The following is an 18861-nucleotide window of genomic DNA, read 5'->3' as shown; positions in this document are numbered from 1 at the left end:
GTAAGGTAATAGAAAAGCCGCCATAAGGCGGCTTTTTTTGTGGTTCAGCTGACTGCGCTCAAACTGCGATCCTGAAACGCCGGATCATGCAGTCGTTTTCGAGGAGATGGTCGCGCTAGAATTGCTGCTTCCAGATCGAGCAACCATGCCGAGAGATCAGGAGGCAATGACGATGTCCCAGCAATGGCGCGTCGAAACTGTGTGCGATGCATATCGCATCTCTCGGCCGCGAGACGTTCCGTCCAGCCCAGCACCATGAGACACTGGAACAGTCGGCGACCGGAGAGCCGTAGAGCCGGGCGTTCGGAAGAAGAGGGGGTGTCTGTCGTTTTCATAGTGTGATGTTGGCTGGCCATGATGCGACCGGCCAACCTTCACTGTGTTTTATCCCTGAATCAGGAAGGCCCGGAGCAAGCGCTTCCAGAATGGCACCCCTTCTGCCCTCCATGTCCGCTGGAGTTGCCTGTCTGCCGCAAGGCTATCCCATAGCAAAGGCGAGACGGACAGCCTCTCTCGTCGGGTTGCCCCCTCTCTGCGTTGCCGTTTCCGCTCCTTGCGGATCATGATCGCACGGGCAAGATTCATGATACACCTCTCTCGCAAGCTGTACTGCCGCCGTAGAGCTTTTCCACGACGCCGATAACTTCTGACCCAGGCACTGTGACGGTCCAGTACGTTCCATTCCTGCCGACCTTACTCACGTTGCACTCGTCAATCATCCAATGATTTTCCATGGCTGTCGCGGGTGTCACGAAGATGGCGCGTCCGGCAGACAATTCCGTCTCCGGATGCCCTGACAGCCACAGCACGTCTGAACTGTCTTCGTGCTTCGGATCGTGAGGCTCAATCCCGGAAACCCTGGCGCCCAGTAAAGCCACTATTTTCAAGGATACATGATAGCACCCTTCCAAGGACTTCGCATAACCCGCTGGTTTTTGCTCGACAGTGATGGTCAGGGGCAAAGAGGGATCGAAATTTTTTTCTCTCCGGACTGCTTTCATGAGACTGCCGAATTGTGCTTCAGCCTCATCATCCGCCACAGTCATGGAGACAATCGTCTCTGGCTGATAAACCTCTCTCGGCACCTGACGCTCCTGTGTCTGTAAAACCGTCATCTTTTCAGACAGTCTGGTTAAGTCTTCTTGTTATGCTGACCGTTTGTTTCTTCTGGGGCAAAAGACAGTCACGTCCCATCCTCCAGCCAGTTTTCAACCTTCAAGCCTCGAATGCGCATAAACTCACGTGTGTTGTTCGTCACCAGGGTCGCCTTGAGGGTGTAGGCGTGAGCCGCGATGAGCAGATCATTCATGCCGATCGTCTGCCCTGCGGCTTCGAGTTCGGCGCGGATGCCACCGTATTCACAGTCGGCAGGAATATCGAGAGGCAGCACGGGGACAAACGCCAGCACGCTTTCAACCCGGTTTAACAGCTTTGCAGAGCCTTTTTTAGCACATCCATATCGTAACTCAGCGGCCACAATAATGCTGGTACAAAGGTCGCCGGGATCGATACGTTCGATGCGACGCGCGCACGGGCCGGAAGGATTTCGGACAAGATCACTGATGATATTGGTATCAAGGAGATAGGCGCTCACAGAATATCTTCCGGTCTGGCGGCTACGTCCTGAATATCGGGAAAATCGTCTTCGGGGGCCAGCTGCGGTTCTTCGCGCCATGCCATGAGAAGCTCCTTCAGAGTGGAAGGGGTTTTCACAGGCTCCAGAACGAGCTTGTCACCGTCACGGCGTATCAGCACGCGATCTCCTGGCATTTCAAATTCGACTGGAATACGCACAGCCTGACTGCGATTGTTCCGAAAGAGTTTCACTTCGCGCGGTCGGGGAGTCACTTCAGGAACTGGCATCAGAGCCTCCTTTATGTATATCCCTAATTGTATATGCCAAACATGATGACTTCAAGGCTTTTTAATTGCCCATTAAAGGTGCCCGACAGTCACACCATCCTGTCCCCGCATGTAGTGCACCATATAATCGACGCCCGCTATGGACAGCGGCATAGCCACCCCCTGCAACCCTTCCAGACGGGCTTCGTCTCGGCGTGAGGCGATAAAAGCCAGCGCACTCCCTCTTGAGAAAGGCCTGAAGGATTCATCCTCGCGCAGCTGAAACCGTAACGGGACAAGGTCGGCCAGCCCGCGGGCGACATCATGTGGGGTTGGCTCCGGCTCTGGCACCTTGGACCGGAGCAACGAAGAGGCCACTCGGTCTTCCTGAATGGCCAGCAGCAGCCTTTCAAACCGCCTGAGTGTGTTGAGCCTGACAAAGGAAGGTGAGGGCATCCCCTTCACGATATGAAATGCCGTCCGCCCCAGCTCCTGGACAAGCTGTCTCATACCGCCATTCTCCTGCGGATCATGCCAATGCGATCGAGAACCCGCGCATCACGGGAAGCGACTGCGGCCATCCTTGCCTGCTCTGCTTCCTCTTCGATTTCGGCCATGATCTCCTGATTGAGGGCTATTCTGGCAGCCTCTTCGTCTTCACTGTCCCAGTCGTCTTCCTCCACATCATCGCATCCTGCCGGACAGCATCCGTATTCAATGCCGTGGCAGCAGAAGCCCGCAAGGTGGAAGCCATCGGCATCCGGGGCATAGTCCCCTTTCTGTCTTGCATAGTCCTGCAGGGCTGCGGCCTGATCGGGAGCGAGCCGAGAGACAGTCTGATCAATCTCTCTTGTCAGTTTCTGAACATAGAGTTCATAAGAGCAGCCACAGCCCTTGCTGGCTGCGGAATTGGCTGTTTCATACAGTTCTGCGACATCACACATGAGGAATACTCCGGCTGAACTGGCCGGGGCACCTCCCCGGCCTTAGAGGAAAAAACTGGCACTCAGAACGGTATCTCGTCATCGAGATCATCGTTTGACTGCGGCGCATCCCACGCCCCCGCCTGACCGCCGTTACTGCGGGTGCCAGAGTTCCGTGGGGCGTTGCTGTATCCGCCACTCTGTTCACCCTCCTCAGTGTGTCGCGTATCGAGAATGGTCAGCTCTCCGCCAAACCGAGGAACCACAACTTCGGTTGTGTAGTTGTCCTTGCCGTCCTGCCCCTGCCATTTCCGGGTCTGGAGTGAGCCTTCGAGATAGACCTTGCGGCCCTTGCGCAGGAAGCGTTCCGCCACATCTGCCAGACGTTCATTGAAAATAACGATGCGATGCCATTCAGTGCGTTCACGCCGTTCGCCAGACTGGCGGTCGTTCCAGGTATCGGACGTGGCCAGTGTGAAAGAAACAATCTTCTGCCCGGACTGGGAGTGACGCACTTCCGGGTCTTTGCCGAGGTTGCCGACAAGAATAACTTTATTAACGGAACCAGCCATAACACTTCTCCTACACTGCTATACTTCTGATGAAACCGGCTTTACTGGCCGTTGGCGGTGTTGTTTCTTTCGCCTACAAGTAAAAGATAGTACGGATGCTCAAATAACGCAAGGAAAAACAACAAGAGAGCGCAAGAAAATATAAGTTTTTCAAGACAACCCCAAATACACAAACCTTTCATTCCCGCGTGCCCTTTATTTACTTACTAATACATAAGTAAATAGCAAGTATAGGAAAGAACGGCGGTGAGCATTAGCACGAAAGTGGCGAGACCCCGTTTAGGGGGCTCGACATCTCTTAGCGGCTCTGCCGCTTAGAGATGCTGAGCGAACGCACCCCGACAGGGGCGCCCCGGACACTGCGGAGGATCACGCGGAAAAGCTGAAACAAACAGAAAGAAAGGAAGCAACCCGACAGGAAATCCAAGGCCATGCCGGTCGAGACCAGAACGATTCAGGCTTACAGCCAAAAGCGTGAGAGGATCCAGAACGCCCTCCCCCGCACCCAGCCTCATATGAGGAGGAAAAAGGGTGCAGTGATCCCCTTCATGAGCAGATGCAATCGGAGCTAACGGGGAACCTGAAGCGTCAGAGCGTGAGAACAGTCCAAGAGCTGCCGGGGCGCAGCCCCGGCCGTTCATAGTTGGCCAGCTCTGCTGGCCGCCTTTTCCCCGCGCTGGTGCAAGGCATAAGAGAAAGGCGGCACTGAGGCCGCCTTGTTGTCAGGAATGATGGGACGCCTGAGCGTCGAGCCTGTCGCGCAATTTGTTAAGACGGCGCAGGATTGGACCGAGAGCGAAGCCAAAAGCCAACGTGAAGATGCAGAACGGCACGACAATGCCAATCATGTTGATTGTAAAGTTACTCATGGTCGTTGTTCTCCTTTTCTGGAGGATATTGGATATAGGCCAGAGTTAGCAAGGAAATTACTTCCACTGAAGAAGCCACGCCAGCGGCAACCATCATCATACGCCAATTTACCCCCATTTGTGAGGTAAAAAACGGGGTTATGATACCAACCCCAACCACACTTAGCGCCATAGTCTGCAAGGCTGACGCTACTGCCTTAAGCCGATCCTCCTGAGATTTCCGGGTCTGCCTTGGGGGCAGAATAGCCCTGAGAAAGCGGCGCTCCCGGTCTGTAATCTGGTTCGTGTTCATCCAATACTCATCCGATGTGAAGGAAAAGAACCGGGCGGCGAAGCCGCCCGGCCGCTGTATCAGAAGCCCAGAGCGTCTGCCTGTGCATCGGCGATCTGGCGATCAAGAGAGCGGGCGGAATTGCGGCTGTAGGGCTTCCATTCAGAGCCAAAGTATTCGGCGTAAGCCTTGGCGGCACCTTCTGCAAGGGCTGACAGGCCATAGGCTTTCATGCCGAGTTGTGCGGCAAATTCGCGGGCGAAGGCGGCACGGTTGGCCTGCCCATCCACCCCCATACGATCTTCGTCGCGGTTGTCGTTTGTAAAGCCAGAGGACAGTTCACGGGCGGCCTGCCGCTTGGTTTCATAGAACTGGGCCTGCCCGAAAGCAGAGGCCACACGCGCGCCCACGATGCGCTGCATGTGCATTTCAAGAGCGCGGTAATTCTTTTCACCGTTTACGGTGGTTGCAAGAATGGGCTCCATGATCTTGATTTCTTCCATCACGGAATTGAAACCGGCTCCGAACACTTCATCAGTGTCCACTTCATCAATGGCGAAGGCGCGGGCAATAGCTGCGGCCTGTGCATCGGTGGGAATGAGTGCCTTGACGGCTTCAAGGCTGGCGATAGGGGCAGCGGCCTTGCGGTCAACGGCTTCCTGAAAGGAACGGGCGCGTGGTGCGTTTTTATTGGCCTTGTTGGCTTTCTTCTCTTGCGCTTCGGTATGGGCCTGAGCGATAGCGGTAGCAGCGTTTGACATGATCTAGTCTCCTGTCTGGCGTTAGCCCCGTTTCAGTGTTCGCATCACTGGCTCGGGGCGCTTTATGATTGGGAGTTATTTCCCTCTCACAAGTAAAAGATAGTATAAACCGCCCCACCATTGCAAGCATAAAATGCAATAAAAACAACAAAATAAATGAATTGTTTTTGTTTACTTGTCCATTAATTTCCGTTTTCTTTTCCGCATGCCCTTTATTTACTTTCACACAAACAAGTAAATGTAAGTATAGGAAAGAATGACGGTGAGCATTAGCACGAAAGTGACGAGACCCCTTCAGGGGGCTCGACATCTCTTGGCGGCTCGGCCGCCTAGAGATGCTGAGCGAACGCACCCCGACAGGGGCGTCCCGGATCCGTATTGAGGTGGAACACGCAAGAACGGGGCAAACGGAAACAAGGAAACTGCGTCTGCCCAAGCCCAACCTGATCTGGACTCTCTTCATAATTTTAAAGAAGGACTGTGTCCGTCGTCGAAAGATTTGGGACTATGGATGGTGTGAAATAACGGAGGGTCTGGCCCATCTGATTATGATGTTTAGGCGGCACGCTGCTGATGAAGCAAGCGTCGTTTCTGGATGGTAGCTCTTTTGATGCGCTCACGTTCGAGCAGGATTGTCTGCCCCCGTCCGAACCAGACATCTGCCGGCGTGAGATTGTTGAGGCTCTCGTGATAGCGGCGCTGATTATAGTTTTCGACGAATGCCTCGATCTGGCTTTCGAGATCTCCAGGCAGATAATAATGCTCAAGAAGCACGCGGTTCTTGAGCGTCTGGTGCCAACGTTCGATCTTCCCCTGTGTCTGGGGATGGTTGGGAGCGCCACGCACATGATCGATGCTGTTCTGATTTAGCCATTTCGCGAGTTCGTCAGCAACATAACAGGGGCCGTTATCGGAGAGCAGTCGCGGCCGGTGTCTGACCGTGGCTTGATGAAGCCCTGATGCCTGCAAGGCGAGTTCCAGCGTTTGCGTCACATCGGATGCGGCCATGGTCGTGCACAACTTCCAGGCGATGATGTAGCGTGAGAAATCATCAAGGATGGTCGACAGATAGAACCATCCCCATCCGATAACCTTGAGATAGGTGAAATCCGTCTGCCAGAGCTGGTTCGGCGCTGTTGTTTTTGTATGGAAGCTCTCCGCCGCCTTGATGACGATGAATTTCGGACTGGTGATCAGGTCATGGGCCTTGAGCAGGCGATAGACCGAGGCTTCCGAGACGAAATAGCCCTGCTCGTCGGTGAACCGCACGGCAATTTCACGAGGCGACAGTTCCGGCGTCTCCAGCGCCAGATCAATGATCTGTGCACGGATATCGTCCGCGATGCGGTTCCATATCCGATTGGGTCCAGAGGGTTTGTCCGCCAGGGCTTCCGGGCCGCCCGTCCGATAGAGATCGCACCAGCGGTGAAAGGTTGAACGCGGGATACCAATCTTGCCGAGAACCTGCCGAACCGGCAGGGCTGATTGCTCGACAAGGCGGATGATCTCGAGCTTTTCCGAAGCCATATATCTCATGCGGGGTCTCCCCCAGCCCCGATCATGCTTTTTTTAAGCAGGCGCAGTTCCAGTGTCTGCTCGGCCACGACCTCTTTCAGGGCCCGCGCCTCGTCACGCAGATGACGGACTTCACTGGTTGTGGCGTTACGCGCCGTATCGCCCGCAAGTCGTTTCTTCCCGGCTTCAAGAAACTCCTTCGACCAGGAATAATACAGGCTTTCGGCAATACCTTCACGGCGGCACAGCTCAGCTATGCTGCTCTCGCCCCGCAGGCCATCAAGCACAATGCGGATCTTCTCTTCCGCCGAATACTGCCGACGCGTCGCCCGGCGGATATCGCGGATCAACCGTTCCCCCGATGTCGTCTCCGGCAAGGATTTCTGGCTCATACTTCACTCCTTCGTCGTTACGATGAGCCAGAAATCCTCCATTATTCAATTCACCAATTTCGTCCCATAGATCCTGACGGCGGACATACCAGCCTTTCTGGCGGCATTGTGTGGTGGCTCAGACTCACTGTTCAGCAATGTGCCCTAACAAGGAGAACACTTGATGATGGATCCCAACGATAACACACGCACCATAACCCAAGGCGTAACTTACGGGTTTGCAGAAATAGCGATTGGCTGCACCGCCATTGGCCTTGCCTGTTCTGGTCACACGACCATCGCCCAATGGATGATGATTCCTACCACAGTGACTGGTATGTTCGCCTGGGGTTACATGATGAAAGCCGCGAAGATACGGTGAAACGCTCTCCTCCCACCTGCAAGACAGACTATGCAGGTGGGATAACTCTGACGCTAGAATGCGTAAGGTTTCCGCATCGCCAAGTCTTTCATCAGAGGTAGTTTGGAGTGGTGGATGACTGAGACGCTCGCCATGTTATAAATTGGCCGACCGTCCATGTAGCCAAAGGCAAATAAAGCCGCTGCATCCTTCATTTCATGCAGGGGCCGGACAAACCAGTCGTGAGTATCTGTTCCTCCAGGCTGCCCAAGGAGCGCTGTCAGCGTCTCAATTTTCCTCTTTCTCCACCCAGGACACTCGTCACCGAGTGTTGCAATCTGCAAAGACACCCCACAGCCCATTTTTTGCAAGAGGGTGTCAGGCGTTACTGCCTCAGAGACTATTGCCCTACATTTGCGTATGTATGTCTCGGCGGCCGTTTCAGATGCCCCACTGAACCGCATACCGCCCCCTTCACATGACGCAGCAAAAGTGACGAGCTGACGCATCACTTCCCACTCTGATCCCATTGCAATCAGTGACCAGTTTCTGACACGCCGTTGGAGGATGCGCTGGCGGGACGCATAGGATTCATAGAGGTTGTTGTCGCCACCCAATTCGAAGAAGAGATACTGGTCACTAGAAAACCCATGATCTGGGAAGGCTGCGTTTAGAGTGTCCGCAGAAAACCTCGTGGCAGCGAGGTCATAAACAATCCGATAGGACATGAGATGTCGCTTTCTTAAGAGTTATGAACTCCTTCAGGTCCGACCGGAGCGGGCTGTCGGGTGGTAATCCCCCCATAAAAAGAGTGGCTTTTGAATGAGAATTTTCTCAGCGTATGGAATGAGGAGATTCTGATGAAGAGTGATCGCTTTACTGACGCGCAGATCATGGGTGTGGTCCGTCAGGCTGAAGGTGGCGTCCCGGTTCCAGAGCTGTGCCGGGAGCATGGGATCAGCAATGCCACGTTTTACCGGTGGCGCGCGAAATATGGCGGCATGGATGCGTCTATGATCAGTCAGATGAAGGCTCTGGAAGAGGAGAACCGTCGGCTGAAGCGTATGTATGCGGATCTGAGCATGCAGACGGATATCCTGAAGGAAGCCCTTGGAAAAAAATGAAGAGGCCAGTCCAGCGCCGGGAACTGGCCGTAGAGGCTGTGGCGCATCACGGGGTCAGCATTGCGCTGGCCTGTCGGATTTTTGGGATATCGGAAACCTGCTTTCGCTATCGTCCGCGACTGGCAGCGGAGAACGACCGGATTGCCGCTCTTCTGGTGGGACTGACCCAGGCTCACAGGAGATGGGGATTTGGCCTGTGTTTCCTGTATCTACGTAATGTGCAGGGACAGCCCTGGAACCATAAGCGGGTTTATCGGATCTATCGGGAGCTGGAACTTAACCTGCGGATTAAACCCCGCAGACGTCTGGTTCGCGAAAAGCCTGAAAAACTTTCGGTTCCGACCCTTCCCAACACGGTCTGGTCCATGGATTTTATGGCAGACAGGCTTTTGGATGGACGCGCTTTTCGTCTCCTGAACATTCTGGATGACTTTAATCGTGAAGGACTGGCGATTGAGGTTGATTTTTCCTTGCCGGCCTGTCGGGTTGTCCGCTGTCTGGAACAGGTTATGGAGTGGCGCGGCAGGCCAGGGGCTATCAGAATGGATAATGGCCCTGAATATATCAGTCATACGTTGGTTTCATGGGCCGCAAAACAAGGAATTACCTTGATCTATACGCAACCGGGCAATCCGCAACAGAACGCCTATATCGAACGCTACAACAGAACAGTCCGGCAGGAATGGCTGGAGCAGTCTCTGTTTGAAAGCATTCAGGACGTACAGGAGGTCGCAACACAATGGCTCTGGACATATAACCATGACAGACCCAACATGGGGAACGGCGGGTTCACACCCGCTCAGAAACTAAAAGCAATTGCCTGAATTCTCAGTCAGAACCCCACTAAAAGTGGGGGGATTACCGGGTCATGCGCGGCGCACAGCGCCGGCACCGCAGGCCGTCTGGCGCAGACAGACGGACGAGGAGCCACCGCTTGATGCGAGAGACCGTTTCGGTCAGAGCGCTCCTGTCTTAGAAAGGAATATCCTGTTCCTCACTGTGTCTAAGCGATAATCTCGACTTCATGGGCTTTCCAGCCATTTTCTTTTGAAGTTGGCGCCATCTTCTATTGCGTGTGCGCTGCTTTTTTCCTGAGCGCCAATACGAGCGCAGAAACGGTCGCAACTCAGGCCAACGGGCTGTTACATCCGCATAAGCAACTGACTGTTCAGACGCACAACATCCGTAGCGATCTATGCCCTGTACGATAGCAACGCGCCCTATTTCAGATGAAAGCTGGACAAGGCATCCATCGTTCAGGTCGGGTTGCGAAGGGAGCCGTAAGAGAACTTTGCAGTCTGCATTGTGCAGGGCAAGCCAGCCGCCAGCCAACGTGGCCAGCTCTGAGAGAGCCATCAGATCGTAATCGGGCAGGATATGCTGTATCGCCATCTTTAAATCGGGCACGGCTTGCCAGAACCTGATCCTTTTATCGGCTAACGGCCCGCTGTAGCCTTCAGGCTTCTCACACGAGACGATCTCGCACAAATCACATTGGTATATTTTACGTCCGCTTTTCCAATAAGCAACACTGACGTCCTCGAAACAATCAACCCATTCTACGGCTCGGATATCCAGTGCTGGATAGTCTACAGAAAGAGCGTCTGCATGATGGAGAAGGGTCGAACCTGAGCCGTTATAAAGTGAAATTTGTACCGTATTGTCATCGATAACCATGATGTCTTCGGAGTGGCAGTATCCCTCAACAAGCTCTTTAACGAGCCGGTTGATGAGCGAGGCTGGGCCAGTGAGTGTCTGGACTGATATTGTGGATATACTCATCTTTGGGATCCTTTGATTTTGGTCCCAATTTCGTGGGGCACAGACAACCGGTCGGGGCAATGGCGCGCCATTAAGGGCGCGGGCCGCCAGGCCGCACCATTGCGGCGAGCGTGTTGTTCTGTGCGCTCAAGGCATTATAAAAGTCTCTTACCTGAAAAATGAGTATTTTTCGTCGCATCAGCACACTCCAAACTGGTTCCCGATCAGTGAGGAGTTTGTAATGCCGCGAAAATCCAGTCCCCAGTCTGTTGAGAGCAAACTGTCGAACCATTCGGTCATCACGTCCTCTGTCGAAACTGAAAACATTGTCATTGCACCCAACGGTTCACCGCACAAAACAACTCATTATCCGCGCACCTCTGGCGATAACATGTCAAAGCATCAACGATACTATGCTCGAAATCGCGAGTTGGTTTGTGCACGCCAGCGTGAAGCCAGGCGCCGCAAGAAAGTGTTGCGGGTATCCCAGAAAATGGAGGACATCTAATGCGTCGGCGATACGGGGCTCCCATGAGGTCTGCACGAGAAAACTCGTTCTTGAAAGCTTTCAAATCTGATATTCAGGGGCGCAAAGGTGAGACGAACGTCAGGAATATTCTTGCTGAATATGGTCTGCCCAGTCTCCATGATATTGTGTTGCCAACCCGATCAGGAAACCCAACGCAGATTGATCATGTCGCTCTGACGGCTTTTGGCATACTCGTCATTGAAACCAAGCACTTACAAGGCCGATTGAGTGGGGATATTCGCAACGATTACTGGCGGCAAACTCTGCCGGGTGGATGGTCTGAGAAAATCTACAGTCCTGTGCGGCAAAATGCCGGCCATTGTGATGCCGTCTATATGATCGTTCGTCACATAGATTCTCGGATTCAGACACTTAGTAGAATTGTCATGACAGGGACTGCAGAAGTTGCCCCGGCTCTTTCCTCAGTGGTGCATACAAGTGAAACGTTTGCGAAGGAACTGGAAAGCCTACGGAACAACTCTGTTTCAGAGCTGCTCCAGCATGCCTGGGATCGCCTAACTGAAGCAGCAAAACATCATGAGGGCTTGCGGAAAGGAACGACTTTATCCCCATTTGCCTGATTTGCTTCGCGATCATCTTCTCGAACAAGAATGACCTTTTCAGCCGGCCGGTTAAAATTGCGTTGCATGTAATCAATGAATTCCTCCCGGTCTTCATCGGTCAACGGAAACGCTGCCTCATAGGAATCAAAGCCATCTTTCTGGTAGCTACCACAATCAATTTCGAGCGCTTCCAGGTAGTCCAGCCCGTCACATGTCGCATTGACAAAACCAAGTCTTGAGGGCTCGTACCCGTCATATCCAAGCTGTACAATCCAGCTCTTTCCGAGATAGATCACGTCTATCATGCCATCTTCTGCATTGATCGGGGGCCACGCGCCTATTTCCACGCCTTTGAACTGGCCAGGAAACATGTCGGCCAGAGCCTTCGCCAGCCGTGCTGTCTGGGGCCTCATGACGGCAAAATCATGCACAACAGGAATAGGTGCATCCTCACGCTCGGCTCGGAAATACGCTTCAACTTTTTCTTCTGGCCACGCTTTATCAATAAGCGCATCCATTTCATCTTCTGTATAACGATGCCGAGCTGGATCTTCTGGAGCTTTGGACACGACTGGTTTTTTGGTGCGAGATGTTTTCTTGGATGGCATAATAGACCTGTGTGGTTGACTAAAAACGAGAGTTTGAATACCGCAAGACGCCTGGTCTTCTCAGTTCAAATCGCGACAGTCTGATGTGACATTATGACTCGAACGCAACACGACGTTGCCGTTCCTGTCGCCAATCAATTCACACCTTACCCATGATGCCTTGTGGCCTAGCTGGGCCGGCCGGAAAAGAATCATGGCTGAGCCTGTTTCACTATTGGCGCTGGAACGGATTTCATATCCAGAATTCAGCAACTGCTCCAAAGAGGCCGGGTGTTCAGCAAAGAGAGTAGGAACAGCATGTTGCGTGGTTTTGAGCGCGAACTGGCTCGTCCCGCTGCTGATCATGTTTTGCGCTGAAGCCGGTTGTGACAATGCCATCAAACCAGCAAAGGCTGTCAGTGACAGGCTATACGTTAATTTCACAAAAAATTTCCTTCATAGACAGAATTTCACCTTCGAGGGTGGCGGAGCAATTTCTCCAACCCGCCGCTTCACTTCCTGCATGAGCACGGCGGCAATTTCATGAATGAGTTCCATCATATACGGAGCCTCAGACGGACGCGGCCCGTATGGCGTGTTCGATATCAATGTAACAAGCTGTGGGAGAATGCCGCTTTTTGTGATTTCCTTGGGTTTGCCTGTCGGGGTGATCTTTCCCTGAGCATATCCAAGGCTGCCCAGCAAACTGGCGGTAATCAACGCTCCCAGGCGCATGTCTTCGTCCCACGTCATCAGGCCTAATAAATATGGTCTGACGATCTGTTCAGATCCACGGAACAGCCTGAAAAAGACACTGCCATCGACTATGCTGCCGTCTTCACTCAAGATATCTACACGTAACCGCCACCCGTCACGAAATCGGGGATGCGGTACGTTTCCTTCTCCATCCTGGGCAATTTGCCTGTAACGCGCTCTGACCTCTGGTGAACCTGGAGTGCGGAATGTCACAACACTGGTGGATGTCTCCTCCAGCTTCAGGTGCTCACCCTGTATTCCAGTATCTTCTCTGGTGCTTACCGCGTCACAACTCGGATTGACGCCATGTTGCATAACAGTTTCGTCTCCTTATCCCCGTGAGCCCCTATCTTTGCCTCACAAGATGCGACGAAAAACTTCGTCGCACCAGATTCGTCTAAAAAAGTGAATCTGGTCGCATGATGAGAGGGAATACTCCTCCCTAAAGGAGAACCACTTATGCCTCATCCCTATTGCTCTGCCAGCCATGGCAGACCCGTCCGCACAGCAAAACTTATCCTGCCTCTCTTTGTCTTGCTTAGGGGCACGCCCACGTTCGCGGTAGCACAAACCACGTCACCAGCCCCAAAAATGACACAGCCTACGAACACAATTCCGGAGCCTTCTCCGCTATTGCGTGAGCAAACCCGAGCTATGACCGAAAGTTGTAGAACTTGGTTGCCCACAACATTCCCAGCTATGCGCCAAGGCGAAAAGGGTATTCCGCCAAGCGTCCAGTTTAGCAGCGAAACACGACATCAGCGTGATTTATGCACAATGGCTATTCAGCCCGATCGGGTAGAAACATCTCTTCTGATACTCACCATAGGCACTGGCTGGGGCCTATTACTTACACTGGCAGTATTGGGTTATGTTTTCTATAGGGCTAACAACTGGCTTACAGGTATCATTAAGAACAAATACGCCCTTTTGAGAGAAAAAATTTCTTTATATAGAAAGCGTAACGATCGGTGATAAACGTTATGAATATAATTGACAACAAACCAAAATACACTTCTGGATCTGAACTCAGTACCGCCCAACCTCTGTTTGTACTGATTGATTATGAAAATGTTCAGACTGAGGATTTGAGCTATCTAAATCAACCCCACATGCATGTATTACTGTTTGTGGGCGCCTTACAAAAGAAAATTTCTACGAAACTGGCAGTCCAGATGCAGGCACTGGGTTCTCGCGCACAATACATTCAACTTGAAGCTACAGGACAAAACGCTCTCGACATGTGCATTGTGCATCACACTGGATTTATCCTTGCCCGCATGCCCACAGCCCGTTTTTTTATCATATCCAAAGACAAGGGATATGATCCCCTCATCCAGTTTCTGAACAATCGTGGCGTTCCCATCGAGCGCAGTCCTCAGTTACCATCATCTTTACCACCCCAAGGAGAGCGCTCTGCCCAACAAACAACGCCTCATAAACACGCTATAGAGCGCATTATAGAAATACTTAAGAGACACGATAAAAATCGTCCCGCGTCACGTGCAACCCTTATTTCATGGACTACCAATAAGATTTCATCAGAAAAACTTGGCCTAACGGCAGAAAAAATCATTAAAGATTTTGAAAAAAAAGGGGTAATTTCTTACGATGGAAAACGGGTAATCTATTCATTGCCTTAGGTCTACTTGGAAACTAATCTAGTACTCGTCTGGTCTTAAAAACTTTTGATTTCCATTATCTCAGCCAGTTCTGTGGTATATCGCGGTGACAACATATCTTGCCGTGGACGCCATGACCTTACGATCCCTGTAGCAGCCGGTCTGACTGTTTCTCGACCGTATCGCCTGTTAAGGGTGTCCATTGCGTCCATCAACGCAGATGTCTGCTCCTGAGGCTTCTCAAATAATGAGGATTGTCGCCCACAAGGAGCAAGATCATTAAGTTGCACGCCCGCTTTCGTATATCTGTAGCCGTCTTTCCAGATCGTACGTAACAGCCGACTGACGATTCCGATCATTGTCAGAGCATCCTGTGTCGGAGCACAGGTTATGCTGGCTTGGTTGGCGTACCCCCCCTCAGAATGCCGATGTATATTTGTCTGGACAAAAACACTCACGTGCCCTGCATCAAGCTTTTCAGCACGAAGCTTTTCCGTCACTCTTACAGCGAATCCCGCCAGGGCTTCCCTCATCTCTGAGTAACACGTGATAGGCCTACCAAATGAACGCGTACACGCCAGACCTTTGCGAACATCAGCCATTTCTGACAGTTCAAGGCAAGACACACCGCGTAACTCTGCTTGCAGTCGCACCCCTGTCATTGTCATGATCTGCCGGATCTGAGCGGGGTCAGCTTCTACAAACTGTTCGATAGTCCGTATGCCCACACCATTCAGTCGTGGTACAAGTCTCCTGCCAACGCCCCAGATCTCACTGATCGGTAAATTACGATAATAACGCTCTCTGACACGATCATCGGTCAAGTCGCATAGGCCTTCTAACTCCGGTCGGTCCTTTGCAATATAATTTGCAAGTTTCGCAATCGTTTTACTTGCTCCCCACCCAACGCAAGTCGGGATTTTTGTGATCTGTTCGACACGGCTTCTGATTGTTTCACAGGTGCTGTCACATTAACTCTGACCTGTGATAGTCTCCGCTGATGAGCGCTGGATCTGTGAGCTACAAACGACATCGTTTTCCGAGTGAGCTGATCGCGCATGCGGTATGGCTGTATTTCCGGTTTCCCCTGAGCTTTCGTCTGATTGAGGAGATGCTGCTCGAACGCGGGATTGTTGTGTCGTATGAGACGATCCGCCGGTGGAGCCTAAAATTTGGAGTGGCCTTTGCCCGCTCGCTGCGCCGCAAGGCCGCTAGACCCGGGGATATCTGGCATCTCGACGAGGTCCGGGTCGTGATCCATGGCCGGCCACACTGGCTGTGGCGCGCCGTCGATCAGGACGGTTACGTTCTCGACGAAATCCTGCAGACCCGAAGGAACACTAAAGCCGCAAGGCGATTGCTGACGCGACTGCTGAAAAAGCAGGGTATCCGGCCCGCGCGCTTGGTCACCGACAAGCTGGGCTCTTACGGGGCGGCCAGACGTAAACTGAGGCTCACGGTCCGGCACCTATCCCACAAGGGCCTGAACAACAGGGCGGAGAACAGCCATCTGCCACTGCGAAAACGCGAACGGGTCATGCAGAAATTCCGCTCACCTGGGGGATGCCAGCGCTTCGTCTTCGTTTTCTCCGCCGTCCGCAACCTCTTCGTCCCGCCCCACTCCATCGACAATGCCCTCTCCCGGCACATCCATCGGATCAGGGCTTTCGTCCAGTGGAACAACGCTACCGCGCTTACCGCCTGAATGCGTCAACACCGAGAGGAGCTCAACAAACCAAAGTTAATGTGACAGCACCTGATTTCTGGTTTGTTGAGAGACAATGTAATAAGCGTTTGTTCAGTTTTCACGAATTTCGAAAGTTCAGCACAGTAAGTCCCCGAACCTGAGCAAAAGCCTGATCACTGGTCACTAACGCGAGATGCTCTGTCAGGGCATGTGCGGCGATCATCATGTCCAAAGACCCAAGAATTTGACCATGCCGCTCTTGCTCAGCGCGTAATTTGCCGTAGCGCTCCGCTACGCCATGATCCCAGGGCAGTATGGTCAGCCGATCCATGACAGTGCGTGTCAGACGCAGTAATCGAGTTGCCGATGGGCGTTTGGCTAGTCCATACGCAACTTCTCCGGCGGTTACGGCCGAGACACAACACCGGCCTGGATCAAGCGCCTCCACGTGTGAGAGCACTCTTTCGTCCGCGCGTATGATATCACTTATTGTATTGGTATCGAACATATAAGAAATCACGTTAGGCACACAGCAAATGGATCTCTGTCCTGTTGATCCTGGTTGCGACCTTCAGGGAAAAGCTCAGTCCCTTTGGCCTGCCGGATGGCAGAAAGTGCCTTACCCCACCCCAGGGGACGCGGCGAGAGAATGACATCACCGGTACGTGGATCTCTGCGGATTGTGACCTCTGATGTGTCAAATCGGTAAGCTGCAGGAAGACGCACGGCCTGGCTGCGACCGGTCATAAAAAGTTTGGCTGTATCAGACATGTCCACCTCCTTGGAGTAGGTATCATTGATATCTATCATTTAGATCCAAACGACGCAACATCAAACCCACGCGTGGCCGTATGGACTTACTTTATTTGGTGCTGTCACATTAACTCTGACCTGTGATAGTCTCCGCTGATGAGCGCTGGATCTGTGAGCTACAAACGACATCGTTTTCCGAGTGAGCTGATCGCGCATGCGGTATGGCTGTATTTCCGGTTTCCCCTGAGCTTTCGTCTGATTGAGGAGATGCTGCTCGAACGCGGGATTGTTGTGTCGTATGAGACGATCCGCCGGTGGAGCCTAAAATTTGGAGTGGCCTTTGCCCGCTCGCTGCGCCGCAAGGCCGCTAGACCCGGGGATATCTGGCATCTCGACGAGGTCCGGGTCGTGATCCATGGCCGGCCACACTGGCTGTGGCGCGCCGTCGATCAGGACGGTTACGTTCTCGACGAAATCCTGCAGACCCGAAGGAACACTAAAGCCGCAAGGCGATTGCTGACGCGACTGCTGAAAAAGCAGGGTATCCGGCCCGCGCGCTTGGTCACCGACAAGCTGGGCTCTTACGGGGCGGCCAGACGTAAACTGAGGCTCACGGTCCGGCACCTATCCCACAAGGGCCTGAACAACAGGGCGGAGAACAGCCATCTGCCACTGCGAAAACGCGAACGGGTCATGCAGAAATTCCGCTCACCTGGGGGATGCCAGCGCTTCGTCTTCGTTTTCTCCGCCGTCCGCAACCTCTTCGTCCCGCCCCACTCCATCGACAATGCCCTCTCCCGGCACATCCATCGGATCAGGGCTTTCGTCCAGTGGAACAACGCTACCGCGCTTACCGCCTGAATGCGTCAACACCGAGAGGAGCTCAACAAACCAAAGTTAATGTGACAGCACCGTAGAGTTCACACATGGCGGGTCTTTCCCTGCGGATAACAATCAGGCTTCGATCTTCGTGCCCAGAACCTTAAGGAACTGGCCGATCCAGGCCGGGTGTGCTGGCCATGCTGGTGCTGTCACCAGCTTACCGTCCGTCACAGCCCCATCAATCGCAATCGCCTGATAGTCTGCGCCTGCAAGGATCATTTCAGCACGACAGGCGGGATAGGCAGAAACCTTGCGACCGGAAATGACATTGGCAGCAGCGAGAAGCTGCGGGCCATGGCAGACGGCAGCAATCGGCTTGTCAGCCGTCACAAAGGCCCGGATCAAGTCCAGCACGCTTTCATCGGTGCTGAGCTGTTCAGGCGCACGACCGCCCGGAATGACCAGCGCATCGTAATCATCTGCTTTCGTGTCTGCATAGGTGGCGTTGAGCGTGAAGTTGTGGCCACGCTTTTCGGTGTAGGTCTGATGGCCTTCGAAATCGTGGATGGCCGTCGCCACCTGCTCGCCAGCCTTCTTGCCCGGAGACACCACATCCACCTTGTGTCCAACCATCAGCAGCATCTGGAATGGCACCATGATTTCGTAATCTTCAACGAAATCACCTGCGAGCATGAGAATACGTTTACCAGCCATGAGATCATCCTGACGATCGAGGTTCAAAAGACGGACTCCTTCTTACCGTATGCAGAAGGACTGTGGGTAATAGCTGGTAACGACACGCAGTCCTGTCACCCACCTGCCGGTGAGGTGGTCCCCATTTTTCGGACAGGATAATAAGCTCTCATGACCGTCATTAGGGGATTGTAGCAACGCGAAGCCTACACCAGACATCTGCCTGATGTGACCAATAACTGATGATGGACCTGACGGGTGTGCCGCGAGCCGATCGACGACGATTGATTATGCTCTCATCCGCGGGCTCATATGGAAGCGAGCGGGTTCGTACATCTTCCGGTGAATATGGGGCACGCCCTGAAGGCTGGGGACAGGGGAGCTATTTTACAGGTTTCCGGTGTCGCTCCTTTCGGCATGACCTATATCAATTCAAAAAATGATCCGCGACATAAATAATAATTACCGAATTAGTATTT

27 protein-coding genes are annotated in these 18861 nt (G+C 53.0%); 7 read left to right on the top strand and 20 right to left on the bottom strand.

The features are described from left to right. Positions 1 to 44: 44 nt before the first annotated feature. From ASN_RS18830 to ASN_RS10845, 12 genes are all read right to left on the bottom strand, one after another. Positions 45 to 335, bottom strand: a complete 291-nt coding sequence (locus ASN_RS18830; RefSeq protein ID WP_231948183.1) for a hypothetical protein — start codon at positions 333 to 335, stop codon at positions 45 to 47. A 49-nt stretch (positions 336 to 384) separates the two neighbouring features. Next, entirely contained in the window at positions 385 to 585 is a 201-nt protein-coding gene (locus ASN_RS10895) for a hypothetical protein (protein WP_006560470.1), read from the bottom strand. Further along, positions 582 to 1115, bottom strand: coding sequence for a hypothetical protein (locus ASN_RS10890; protein ID WP_058988178.1), 534 nt, complete (start codon positions 1113 to 1115; stop codon positions 582 to 584). The genes ASN_RS10895 and ASN_RS10890 overlap by 4 nt, the downstream gene beginning before the upstream one ends. Positions 1116 to 1183: 68 nt before the next feature. Next, positions 1184 to 1594 carry a type II toxin-antitoxin system VapC family toxin gene (locus ASN_RS10885; RefSeq protein WP_058988177.1) on the bottom strand — a complete coding sequence of 137 codons (411 nt, stop codon included), beginning with the start codon at positions 1592 to 1594 and terminating at the stop codon, positions 1184 to 1186. Continuing rightward, positions 1591 to 1863 carry an antitoxin gene (locus ASN_RS10880; protein ID WP_058988176.1) on the bottom strand — a complete coding sequence of 91 codons (273 nt, stop codon included), beginning with the start codon at positions 1861 to 1863 and terminating at the stop codon, positions 1591 to 1593. The genes ASN_RS10885 and ASN_RS10880 overlap by 4 nt, the downstream gene beginning before the upstream one ends. Positions 1864 to 1935: 72 nt before the next feature. Further along, the gene (locus tag ASN_RS10875) at positions 1936 to 2352 is read right to left on the bottom strand and encodes a hypothetical protein (RefSeq protein ID WP_058988175.1); all 417 of its coding nucleotides are present in this window, start codon (positions 2350 to 2352) and stop codon (positions 1936 to 1938) included. Continuing rightward, on the bottom strand, positions 2349 to 2786 hold the full coding sequence (locus ASN_RS10870) for a hypothetical protein (protein ID WP_058988174.1): 438 nt from the start codon (positions 2784 to 2786) through the stop codon (positions 2349 to 2351). Before ASN_RS10870 ends, ASN_RS10875 begins: the two co-directional genes overlap by 4 nt. A gap of 62 nt (positions 2787 to 2848) precedes the next feature. Then, positions 2849 to 3337, bottom strand: coding sequence for a single-stranded DNA-binding protein (gene ssb / locus ASN_RS10865; RefSeq protein WP_058988173.1), 489 nt, complete (start codon positions 3335 to 3337; stop codon positions 2849 to 2851). A 722-nt stretch (positions 3338 to 4059) separates the two neighbouring features. Beyond that, positions 4060 to 4206, bottom strand: a complete 147-nt coding sequence (locus tag ASN_RS19965; RefSeq protein WP_162870764.1) for a hypothetical protein — start codon at positions 4204 to 4206, stop codon at positions 4060 to 4062. Continuing rightward, the gene (locus ASN_RS10855) at positions 4199 to 4498 is read right to left on the bottom strand and encodes a hypothetical protein (protein WP_058988171.1); all 300 of its coding nucleotides are present in this window, start codon (positions 4496 to 4498) and stop codon (positions 4199 to 4201) included. The genes ASN_RS19965 and ASN_RS10855 overlap by 8 nt, the downstream gene beginning before the upstream one ends. Positions 4499 to 4557: 59 nt before the next feature. Next, complete coding sequence (locus ASN_RS10850; protein ID WP_058988170.1) at positions 4558 to 5238, bottom strand: hypothetical protein; 681 nt, start codon at positions 5236 to 5238, stop codon at positions 4558 to 4560. Between the two features lie 555 nt (positions 5239 to 5793). Continuing rightward, a protein-coding gene (locus ASN_RS10845) for an IS3 family transposase (protein WP_099048284.1) occupies positions 5794 to 7145 on the bottom strand; the annotation gives its coding sequence in 2 pieces (ribosomal slippage) (positions 5794 to 6809 and positions 6809 to 7145; 1353 coding nt in all). Between the two features lie 163 nt (positions 7146 to 7308). Here ASN_RS10845 and ASN_RS10835 point away from each other — a divergent pair. Continuing rightward, positions 7309 to 7506, top strand: a complete 198-nt coding sequence (locus ASN_RS10835; RefSeq protein WP_058988169.1) for a hypothetical protein — start codon at positions 7309 to 7311, stop codon at positions 7504 to 7506. A gap of 53 nt (positions 7507 to 7559) precedes the next feature. Here ASN_RS10835 and ASN_RS10830 read toward each other — a convergent pair whose 3' ends face one another. Further along, a complete protein-coding gene (locus ASN_RS10830; protein ID WP_058988168.1) occupies positions 7560 to 8213 on the bottom strand; it encodes a hypothetical protein in 654 nt (217 codons plus the stop codon). Positions 8214 to 8345: 132 nt separating this feature from the next. On the opposite strand from ASN_RS10830, the gene ASN_RS10820 reads away from it, so the two are divergent. After that, a protein-coding gene (locus tag ASN_RS10820; protein ID WP_099048368.1) for an IS3 family transposase occupies positions 8346 to 9433 on the top strand; the annotation gives its coding sequence in 2 pieces (ribosomal slippage) (positions 8346 to 8607 and positions 8607 to 9433; 1089 coding nt in all). Positions 9434 to 9581: 148 nt separating this feature from the next. Here the strand turns inward: ASN_RS10820 and ASN_RS10815 are convergent. Then, complete coding sequence (locus ASN_RS10815; RefSeq protein WP_058988167.1) at positions 9582 to 10391, bottom strand: hypothetical protein; 810 nt, start codon at positions 10389 to 10391, stop codon at positions 9582 to 9584. 220 nt (positions 10392 to 10611) lie between these two features. Between ASN_RS10815 and ASN_RS19960 the strand changes: the two genes are divergently transcribed. Together ASN_RS19960 and ASN_RS10805 are read left to right on the top strand one after the other, a co-directional pair. After that, positions 10612 to 10878 carry a hypothetical protein gene (locus tag ASN_RS19960; protein WP_058988166.1) on the top strand — a complete coding sequence of 89 codons (267 nt, stop codon included), beginning with the start codon at positions 10612 to 10614 and terminating at the stop codon, positions 10876 to 10878. Between the two features lie 50 nt (positions 10879 to 10928). Continuing rightward, entirely contained in the window at positions 10929 to 11480 is a 552-nt protein-coding gene (locus ASN_RS10805) for a nuclease-related domain-containing protein (protein ID WP_058988165.1), read from the top strand. Here the strand turns inward: ASN_RS10805 and ASN_RS10800 are convergent. From ASN_RS10800 to ASN_RS10790, 3 genes are read right to left on the bottom strand one after another with little or no spacing between them, the layout of a single operon-like run. Beyond that, a complete protein-coding gene (locus tag ASN_RS10800; RefSeq protein ID WP_058988164.1) occupies positions 11435 to 12070 on the bottom strand; it encodes a hypothetical protein in 636 nt (211 codons plus the stop codon). The genes ASN_RS10805 and ASN_RS10800 overlap by 46 nt on opposite strands. 60 nt (positions 12071 to 12130) lie before the next feature. Then, positions 12131 to 12493, bottom strand: coding sequence for a hypothetical protein (locus ASN_RS10795; RefSeq protein ID WP_058988163.1), 363 nt, complete (start codon positions 12491 to 12493; stop codon positions 12131 to 12133). Between the two features lie 12 nt (positions 12494 to 12505). Beyond that, the gene (locus ASN_RS10790; protein WP_058988162.1) at positions 12506 to 13120 is read right to left on the bottom strand and encodes a hypothetical protein; all 615 of its coding nucleotides are present in this window, start codon (positions 13118 to 13120) and stop codon (positions 12506 to 12508) included. A gap of 668 nt (positions 13121 to 13788) precedes the next feature. Between ASN_RS10790 and ASN_RS10785 the strand changes: the two genes are divergently transcribed. Continuing rightward, the gene (locus ASN_RS10785; RefSeq protein ID WP_058988161.1) at positions 13789 to 14448 is read left to right on the top strand and encodes a PIN domain-containing protein; all 660 of its coding nucleotides are present in this window, start codon (positions 13789 to 13791) and stop codon (positions 14446 to 14448) included. Positions 14449 to 14483: 35 nt separating this feature from the next. On the opposite strand, the gene ASN_RS20225 is transcribed toward ASN_RS10785, so the two are convergent. Continuing rightward, positions 14484 to 14960, bottom strand: a complete 477-nt coding sequence (locus ASN_RS20225) for a DUF4113 domain-containing protein (protein ID WP_231948513.1) — start codon at positions 14958 to 14960, stop codon at positions 14484 to 14486. 467 nt (positions 14961 to 15427) lie between these two features. Here ASN_RS20225 and ASN_RS10775 point away from each other — a divergent pair, with 467 nt between their 5' ends. Further along, on the top strand, positions 15428 to 16132 hold the full coding sequence (locus ASN_RS10775; protein ID WP_058988143.1) for an IS6 family transposase: 705 nt from the start codon (positions 15428 to 15430) through the stop codon (positions 16130 to 16132). 100 nt (positions 16133 to 16232) lie between these two features. Here the strand turns inward: ASN_RS10775 and ASN_RS10770 are convergent, their stop codons facing one another. Further along, positions 16233 to 16574 carry a type II toxin-antitoxin system VapC family toxin gene (locus ASN_RS10770; RefSeq protein WP_231866488.1) on the bottom strand — a complete coding sequence of 114 codons (342 nt, stop codon included), beginning with the start codon at positions 16572 to 16574 and terminating at the stop codon, positions 16233 to 16235. A 449-nt stretch (positions 16575 to 17023) separates the two neighbouring features. Between ASN_RS10770 and ASN_RS10760 the strand changes: the two genes are divergently transcribed. Further along, on the top strand, positions 17024 to 17728 hold the full coding sequence (locus ASN_RS10760) for an IS6 family transposase (protein WP_058988143.1): 705 nt from the start codon (positions 17024 to 17026) through the stop codon (positions 17726 to 17728). Between the two features lie 93 nt (positions 17729 to 17821). On the opposite strand, the gene ASN_RS10755 is transcribed toward ASN_RS10760, so the two are convergent. Further along, on the bottom strand, positions 17822 to 18403 hold the full coding sequence (locus ASN_RS10755) for a DJ-1/PfpI family protein (protein WP_058989288.1): 582 nt from the start codon (positions 18401 to 18403) through the stop codon (positions 17822 to 17824). Between the last annotated feature and the right edge of the window lie 458 nt (positions 18404 to 18861).

It is taken from the genome of Acetobacter senegalensis (genome assembly GCF_001499615.1).
Taxonomy (GTDB): domain Bacteria; phylum Pseudomonadota; class Alphaproteobacteria; order Acetobacterales; family Acetobacteraceae; genus Acetobacter; species Acetobacter senegalensis.
This window is presented reverse-complemented; position numbering and strand designations above follow the sequence as displayed.